The following is a 6,836-nucleotide window of genomic DNA, read 5'->3' as shown; positions in this document are numbered from 1 at the left end:
GGCCAGCCAGGCGGTGAAGACCGGCAGGGTGGCCCGGTCGGGGGCCACCAGTTCCAGCCAGACGAACCCGAACACTGTGGCGGCGGCCGGCCACCAGCCGACGCTGTCGGGCAGCTCACGGAGCCCACGGTTCGGGTCGCGCCGCGCCGCCAGCGCCGCGAGCAGGTGCACCGTGCGCAGCGGGTTGACCGCCTGCCAGATCGGGCCGAGCAGCAGCGACAGCGGGGCCAGCCCGACCCAGAGCAGCACGTAGAGTGCGCCGGCGGTCGGGTTGTCAGCGGTGTCGGGGCCGCCCAGCAGACCGAGGCAGAACCAGGCGGCGGCGAGCAGGCCGAGCCCGCGCAGCGCCCACCGCAACGCGGGCGCGTCGACGAGTCGGGCGAGCCAGCGAGGCACCGGGCGACCGCCGGCGGCGTCCCGGTCGAGCCGGGGTTCGCGCCAGAGCAGGCCCAGCGCCACGAACGTGACGACGAGGGTCAGCGCGGCGGCGACGACGAGCTGCGGCAGCGTGATCGGCAGGTCCTGGCGGCCACCGACGCCGTGTGCCAGCAGCGTGGGAGCGGCCGTCATGTCGTTCAGCGGACGACGAGCTGGAAGAGCACCAGCTCGGAGTCGTGCGTCTCCACCTCGAACAGCCCGGTCTTGTCGGCGCGGAACTCCACCGAGCCGGGCGTGCCGGCCGGCAGCCGGGCGCCCAGGTCGTAGCCGTGCACGTGCAACTCGTCGGCCACGTCGGAGGTGACGGTGATCCGGACCAGCTGGCCCTTACTGACGGTTACCCGTCCGGTCGGCGGATCGACCCGCTTCTTCGCGATCGTGACGGTGATCTGTTGGTCCACCGCGGCGGTGCTGGCGGAGGCGCTGGGCGTGCCGGTGGCCGTCGGGGTCGGCGCGGTGGGGGTGGCGCTCGACGGGGCGACGGACGTGGGCCCCGGCGAGGGGGTGGTCAGCGAGGGGTTGTCGTCCTGCCCGCAACCGGCGAGGAGCAGGGCGCCGAGGGTGGCGGCGGCGAGGGCGGCGGCGGTCCGGGTGGCGGGGGTACTGACGAACACGGGCGGACTCCGAACGACGCGAGGAGGACGGGTGTCGGGTTGATCGTCGGGGAGGAGAACTCTACGTCTTGTTCGGTGCCGGGGAAATGACCATGATGAACGAATGCGATCGAAGCTGGTCACTGTGCGTAGGGTCCTGAGCCGTGTCGTGGCGGCGCTGGCGGCGACCCTTGTGGTGTCGTTGCTGCTGCCTGTCGCCCCGGCGTCCGCGCACGGCCAGCTGGCGACCTCCACCCCGCTGAAGGGCACTGTCGTACGCGAGCCGCTGACCCAGTTGGCGTTGTACTTCACCGAGAAGCCGGCGTCCAACGCGCATTTCGCCATCAGCGGTCCGGACGGGTCGCGAGTGGACAACGGGTGGTCCTACGGTGAGCCGAAGCGACTGGACAAGCCGGTCACCGAGTACTTCATGGTCAACGGCGTGTTCGAGCCACGGCTCTACCACACCGGCTTCCCGGCCATGGTTACCGTCGCGCACTGGCCGGCGAAGGGTCGCTACACCGCCAGCTACCTCTCGGTCGCCTCGGACGGTGAGGCGGTGCGGGGCGAGGTGACCTTCGACTACCAGGGCCCGGGCACGCCGGCCCCGGCCGGCTGGTCGGCGCCCACGGCGGGGCCGGATCCGGCGCTGCTCGCCCAGGCCGAGGGCGAGGGATCGACCAACCCGGGGGCCACCGGCAGCCCGGTCGCCCCTACCGGCGCTGCGGCGGACGATCCGGCCGGCGCCACGCCGGAGCAACGCGGGGACGGCTTTCCGGCCTGGTTGGTCCCGGCCCTGATCGTCGTTGTGGTCTCGGCGATCGTGCTGGTGGCCGCCCGTCGTCGGCCCGCGGCGCGCGGAGCCGCCACTGTGGATCGCCGATCCGTCGGCGGGGCGGGCCGGGGCGGAGCCGCAACCCGCACGTCTGCCAACCCGACCCGGAAGAGCGGCAATCGAGCCGGCGGTCCGGCGCGGCGCGGACGGCGTTAGACAGTCGCAATAGCCGGGCACTCTTCGCGTACGGTGGCGAACTTTCGCACGGACATAGGAAACTTTTGATGTATCGAGGCGAAGCCATGGACAGTCCAATCGAAACGCCTTAATGTTCCGAGCCATCCACCCGGTGTTTCCGCAACGTCACTCGTCGGCGTCGAGGACGTTACGGAGCCGGGCCGACGGCCATCCTCACCGCTGATCCACGCCGGCCGTCGGACACTCCACTGCCTCCTGGAGGAACGATGGGCACACGCCTGCTACGCCGACTCCACCATCCCGTCCTGGGTGCGCTGGCACTCGTCCTCGCCGCCGGTCTCTGGGCCGTCCCCGCCAACGCCGCTCCCGCACAGGAACCGGGTGTCACGCTGCGCGTCTTCGACGTGCAGGTGCCGCTGTCCGAGCTGTGCACGCTCAAGCCCGCCCAGACCCCGAACGTCGACAAGCTGATGTCCACCATCAACTGGACCTCGGCGGCCGACTTCGGCTTCGAGGACAACTTCGTCTCGCAGGTGCTCGGCAACATCACCACCACCCAGGCCGGCAGCCACACCTTCCGGCTCAGCAGCGACGACGGCTCCAAGCTGTCGATCGACAACGCCGTAGTGATCAACCATGACGGCCTGCACGGTGCGACCCCGCCGAAGGAGGGCACCGTCACCCTCACCGCCGGCCTTCACGCGCTGCGCATCGACCACTTCGAGCGTGGGGGCGGGCAGCAGATCACGCTGGAGTGGAAGACTCCCGGTTCGTCGACCTTCGTGGTCGTACCGAACTCGGCGCTGAGCACCGACGCCGGCGTGGTCCGGGTGACCGCACCCGGGCGCAAGGAGTGCGAGGGTGTCTCCGACACCCCCGGCGACGGCCTGCCGCTGACCGGCGTACACCCCGGCTACACAGTGACCAACCTGCGGCCCAGCGGCTTCCAGCCGAAGGTCACCGGCATGGACTGGCTGGCCGACGGCCGGCTGGTCGTCAGCACCTGGGGCGGCAGCGACCAGTCCGGCACCTCGCAGGACGGCGAGGTCTGGATCCTCGGCAACACCGGCGGGTCGACAACCCCGGGCAACGTGACCACCAAGAAGATCGCCGGCGGCCTCAAGGAACCGATGGGGCTCAAGGTCGTCGACGGGGTGGTCTACGTGACCGAGAAGCAGCGGTTGACCCGGCTGGTGAACACCGGCGGTGACGAGGTGGCCGAGCGCCTGGAGACCGTCGCCACCTGGCCGTACGGCGGCAACTTCCACGAGTTCGCGTTCGGCCTGCTCTACCAGGACGGGTTCTTCTATCTGAACCTGTCGGTGTCGATCAACTCTGGCGGCGCCACCACCAACCCGCAGCCCGCGACCAACCGGGGCACCACCCTCAAGGTCAACAGGGACACCGGCGCGGTCAGCTACGTCGCCGGCGGCCTACGGACGCCACACGGCATCGGCTGGGGCCCGGAGGGCGGCATCTTCGTCACCGACAACCAGGGCGGCTGGCTGCCCTCGTCGAAGCTGGTGCACGTCAAGCAGGGCCGGTTCTTCAACCACTTCACGAACCCGGCGGGTCCGTTCGACACCGCTCCGGTCACGCAGCCGGTGCTGTGGATGCCGCAGAACGAGATCGCCAACTCGCCCAGCACGCCGCTCTACCTGACCAGCGGTCGCTACGCCGGCCAGTTCGTCATCGGTGACGTGACCTACGGCGGCCTGCAACGGGCGAATGTGGAGAAGGTCAACGGCGAGTACCAGGGTGCGCTGTTCCGGCTCACCCAGGGCCTGGAGGCGGGTGTCTCCGAGGTCAACGTCGGCCCGGACGGCGCGATCTACGTCGGTGGGCTCGGCGCGGGCGGCAACTGGGGGCAGACCGGCAAACTGTCGTACGGCCTGCAGAAGCTCACCCCGAACACCGCCACCACGTTCGAGATGCTCGCGATGCGCGCCACCACGACCGGCTTCGAGGTGGAGTACACCCAGCCGGTGTCGACGGCGACCGCCGCCGAGCTGGCCGCGCGCTACAAGCTCAAGCAGTGGCGGTACGTGGCGACGTCGAACTACGGCGGGCCGAAGATCGACGAGGAGACGCTGACCGTCACCTCGGCCACCCTCTCGGCGGACGGCAAGAAGGTCAGCCTCACGGTGCCCGGTCGCAAGGCCGGCCGCGTGGTGCACCTGCGCTCGCCGCGCCCGTTCACCTCCACCAGCGGCGAGTCCCTGTGGAGCACCGAGGCGTGGTACACGCTCAACTCGATCCCGGGCAGTCCCCCGCCGCCGACCGGCGGCACCATCACCGGCGTCGGCGGCAAGTGCCTGGACGTCGACAACGCTGGCACCGCCGACGGCACGAAGATCCAGCTCTGGACCTGCAACGGCACCACCGCGCAGTCGTGGACGAAGGTCGGCGACACGTACCGGGTGCTGGGCAAGTGTCTGGACGTGGACAACGGTGGCACCGCCAACGGCACGAAGGTTCAGCTCTGGACCTGCAACGGCACCGCCGCGCAGGTCTGGCAGCCGCAGGCCGACGGGTCGATCCGCAACCCGCAGTCCGGCAAGGTTCTGGAGGCCGCCGGCGGTAGCAGCGCCGACCGTACCCAGATCCAGCTCGGCACGTACGCGGGCGGCGCACATCAGAAGTGGGTGGTCAGTAGCGGGGTAACCGGCTGACCTCGGACGAAGGGGCGCGGTCTGACCGGCGGGTCAGGCCGCGCCCCGGCCGTTCGCGGCGCGAAGATCTCCGCTCAGCGGAACAGCACCGGCCGGTTCCCCCGGGCGCCGACGAGATGGCCCCGGATGTTGATGTCCTCGATCGAGTCGGTCTCCCACACCCCCCGGGTGGTCAGGTCGGTCATCACCCCGTTGCGCCAGAGGAACGGACGCCACGCCGCGGTGGTGGTGCTCTGGCCCACCACCTCGCCCCGGTCGTTGATCGCGGTGGCGCGGCTCCAGTAGCCACCGAGCGTGCCGAGGTCGGTCAACGTCCCGTTCTGCCAGCGGAACGCCCGCCCGTTCGCCGCGCCCACCACCTGGCCCCGGTTGTTGACCCCGAGGGCCTCGCTGCCGATCTGCGTGAACACCCCGTCGCGCAGCCGGCCACCGACGCAGGTGCACGGGTAGTCCTGCGGCGGCACATTGAACCCGCCCACCACGTCGCCCGCGTTGTTGAAGTCGGTGGTGAACTCGTAGAAGTACTCCCGACCCAGGTCGGTGAAGACCCCGTTGCGCCACAGGAAGCGGTGCGGCATGTCGCCGGCCGGTTCGCTGGTGCCGAGCACCTGCCGCCGGTCGTTGACGCCGATCGCCACGCTGTTCTCCCCGCCCAGCGTGCCCAGGTCGTGGAGCTGACCGTCGCGCCAGAGCACCGCGCGGGTCAGGTAGTCCGAGCCGAAGGAGGTGATCGCCACGTCACCGAACTCGTTGACGTCCACGGCGCTGGAATCCGTGTCGCCAGGTAGCACGCCCAGGTCGGTGATGACACCGTGGCGCCAGAGCACGGCGTGCCGGGCGCCGCCCGCGACGGTGCTCCAGCCGACGATGTCGCCGCGGTCGTTCATCGCCGTCGCAGCGCCGTCACCCCCGCTCAGGGTGCCGAGGTCGACGACCCGATAGCTGTGCGGGGACGCGGTGGCGGGAGCGGGAGCGAGGGTGATCAGCACGACGACTGTCGTCGCTGCGGTCAGCAGGGGACGCGGGGACACCATGGACGCCAAGGGGGACGCTCCTCGGATCGGAGCGGCGACGACCCGGCGGACGGGCGCGGGGGCACCACCACTGCGCGTTCGATCGGTAACGCACAGTAGATCCGCTGTCGTGGTGCGGCGCCAGGGACCGAACGGTCACGACGCCCGAGGCGCGCGGCGGTGGGGGCGTCGGTCAGGGGCCGTGCGGCAGCGGTTGCGCCAGCGCCCGCAGGTCCGCCGGGAGTTGGGCGAGGGCGTCCTCGAACTCCCGGTGCCCGACCACGCGGTGCATCGTCTGGAGCACCGCGCGGGTGCCGCGCTCGGCGGCCGGACGGTCGATCCCGGCGCGGTCGGCCACCCGGCGCAGGAACTCGTCGTAGCCGAACGTTTCCGGCGGCTCGGCGGCCTTGACCAGCAGCGGGCTCAGCTCGTCGGCCAGGTGGGGGGCCAACGCGCCCGCCTCCCCGCCGCTGAGCCGCTCGGTGAGGGTCCGCAGGACCGCCTCGGTGAGCGGGCGCGCCTGCTCCGGCGGGAGACCCGCCCGTGCCGCAACCTTGTCGACGAACGCCAGCTCGGCCATGCCCCCGCCCTTCGCTTTCGGAAACGCGTGGCTACCCGGGCCCACCGGCAGCAAACCCGGCAACCGCAGCGGGATGGTTCTGCTGGTTGCTCCGCGCGGTGCCGTCGGCTTCTCGTACGGTGAGGTCGGACCGGGAACCCGACGGCTGCCCGACGGCGGCCCGTGCCGCAGGAGGAGCAGATGGCCCTCGACCTGCCCGACGTGATCGACCGGTACTTCCGGGCCGTCAACGACCGGGACCTGGACGCCTTCGTCGCCTGTTTCGCGGACACCGCGAGCGTCGCCGACGAGGACCGCCTGTACGACGGGCGGGCCTCGATCCGCGCCTGGCGACAGAAGACGATGGACGCCTACTCGTACACGGCGGAGCCGGTCCGGGTCACGGCGCAGGCCGGCGACTCGTACCTGGCCGTCACCCGGGTGTCCGGTGACTTCCCCGGCAGCCCGATCGAGCTGCGGTACCGGTTCACGCTGCGCGACGGGCTGATCGGCGCCCTGGACATCCGTCCCTGACGGCGGGTTCCGCTGCCGAGGCCGCGAGGCTGGTCGGACCCGCCCGCAGGTGAT

6 protein-coding genes and 1 pseudogene are annotated in these 6,836 nt (G+C 71.2%); 3 read left to right on the top strand and 4 right to left on the bottom strand.

Annotated elements, in window-relative coordinates:
- Together KBX08_RS27220 and KBX08_RS34500 are read right to left on the bottom strand one after the other, a co-directional pair.
- Positions 1–570: pseudogene (locus KBX08_RS27220) on the bottom strand (hypothetical protein); the annotation flags it as partial.
- Positions 571–575: 5 nt separating this feature from the next.
- The gene (locus KBX08_RS34500; RefSeq protein WP_210786183.1) at positions 576–1,052 is read right to left on the bottom strand and encodes a hypothetical protein; all 477 of its coding nucleotides are present in this window, start codon (positions 1,050–1,052) and stop codon (positions 576–578) included.
- A gap of 103 nt (positions 1,053–1,155) precedes the next feature.
- On the opposite strand from KBX08_RS34500, the gene KBX08_RS27210 reads away from it, so the two are divergent.
- Together KBX08_RS27210 and KBX08_RS27205 are read left to right on the top strand one after the other, a co-directional pair.
- Complete coding sequence (locus tag KBX08_RS27210; protein ID WP_210786182.1) at positions 1,156–2,022, top strand: copper resistance protein CopC; 867 nt, start codon at positions 1,156–1,158, stop codon at positions 2,020–2,022.
- A 248-nt stretch (positions 2,023–2,270) separates the two neighbouring features.
- Complete coding sequence (locus KBX08_RS27205) at positions 2,271–4,676, top strand: ricin-type beta-trefoil lectin domain protein (protein WP_210786181.1); 2,406 nt, start codon at positions 2,271–2,273, stop codon at positions 4,674–4,676.
- 74 nt (positions 4,677–4,750) lie between these two features.
- Here KBX08_RS27205 and KBX08_RS27200 read toward each other — a convergent pair whose 3' ends face one another.
- A complete protein-coding gene (locus KBX08_RS27200; protein ID WP_247670139.1) occupies positions 4,751–5,710 on the bottom strand; it encodes a hypothetical protein in 960 nt (319 codons plus the stop codon).
- Positions 5,711–5,882: 172 nt separating this feature from the next.
- Positions 5,883–6,269 carry a DUF2267 domain-containing protein gene (locus KBX08_RS27195; RefSeq protein WP_196923406.1) on the bottom strand — a complete coding sequence of 129 codons (387 nt, stop codon included), beginning with the start codon at positions 6,267–6,269 and terminating at the stop codon, positions 5,883–5,885.
- A 180-nt stretch (positions 6,270–6,449) separates the two neighbouring features.
- Here KBX08_RS27195 and KBX08_RS27190 point away from each other — a divergent pair, with 180 nt between their 5' ends.
- Complete coding sequence (locus tag KBX08_RS27190) at positions 6,450–6,782, top strand: nuclear transport factor 2 family protein (RefSeq protein ID WP_210786179.1); 333 nt, start codon at positions 6,450–6,452, stop codon at positions 6,780–6,782.
- The last annotated feature ends 54 nt before the right edge of the window (positions 6,783–6,836 follow it).

Origin of the sequence: Micromonospora sp. H61, assembly GCF_018070325.1 — a bacterium.
GTDB classification, from domain to species: domain Bacteria; phylum Actinomycetota; class Actinomycetes; order Mycobacteriales; family Micromonosporaceae; genus Micromonospora; species Micromonospora salmantinae.
Note: the sequence above shows the minus strand (reverse complement) of the source record. Positions and strands in the feature narration are given on the sequence as shown.

Bases quoted from the DNA above. Each gene is read 5' to 3' on its own strand.
- KBX08_RS27210 (WP_210786182.1), top strand. From the start codon at position 1,156: ATGCGATCGAAGCTGGTCACTGTGCGTAGGGTCCTGAGCCGTGTCGTG.
- KBX08_RS27205 (WP_210786181.1), top strand. From the start codon at position 2,271: ATGGGCACACGCCTGCTACGCCGACTCCACCATCCCGTCCTGGGTGCG.
- KBX08_RS27200 (WP_247670139.1), bottom strand. From the start codon at position 5,710: ATGGTGTCCCCGCGTCCCCTGCTGACCGCAGCGACGACAGTCGTCGTG.
- KBX08_RS27195 (WP_196923406.1), bottom strand. From the start codon at position 6,269: ATGGCCGAGCTGGCGTTCGTCGACAAGGTTGCGGCACGGGCGGGTCTC.
- KBX08_RS27190 (WP_210786179.1), top strand. From the start codon at position 6,450: ATGGCCCTCGACCTGCCCGACGTGATCGACCGGTACTTCCGGGCCGTC.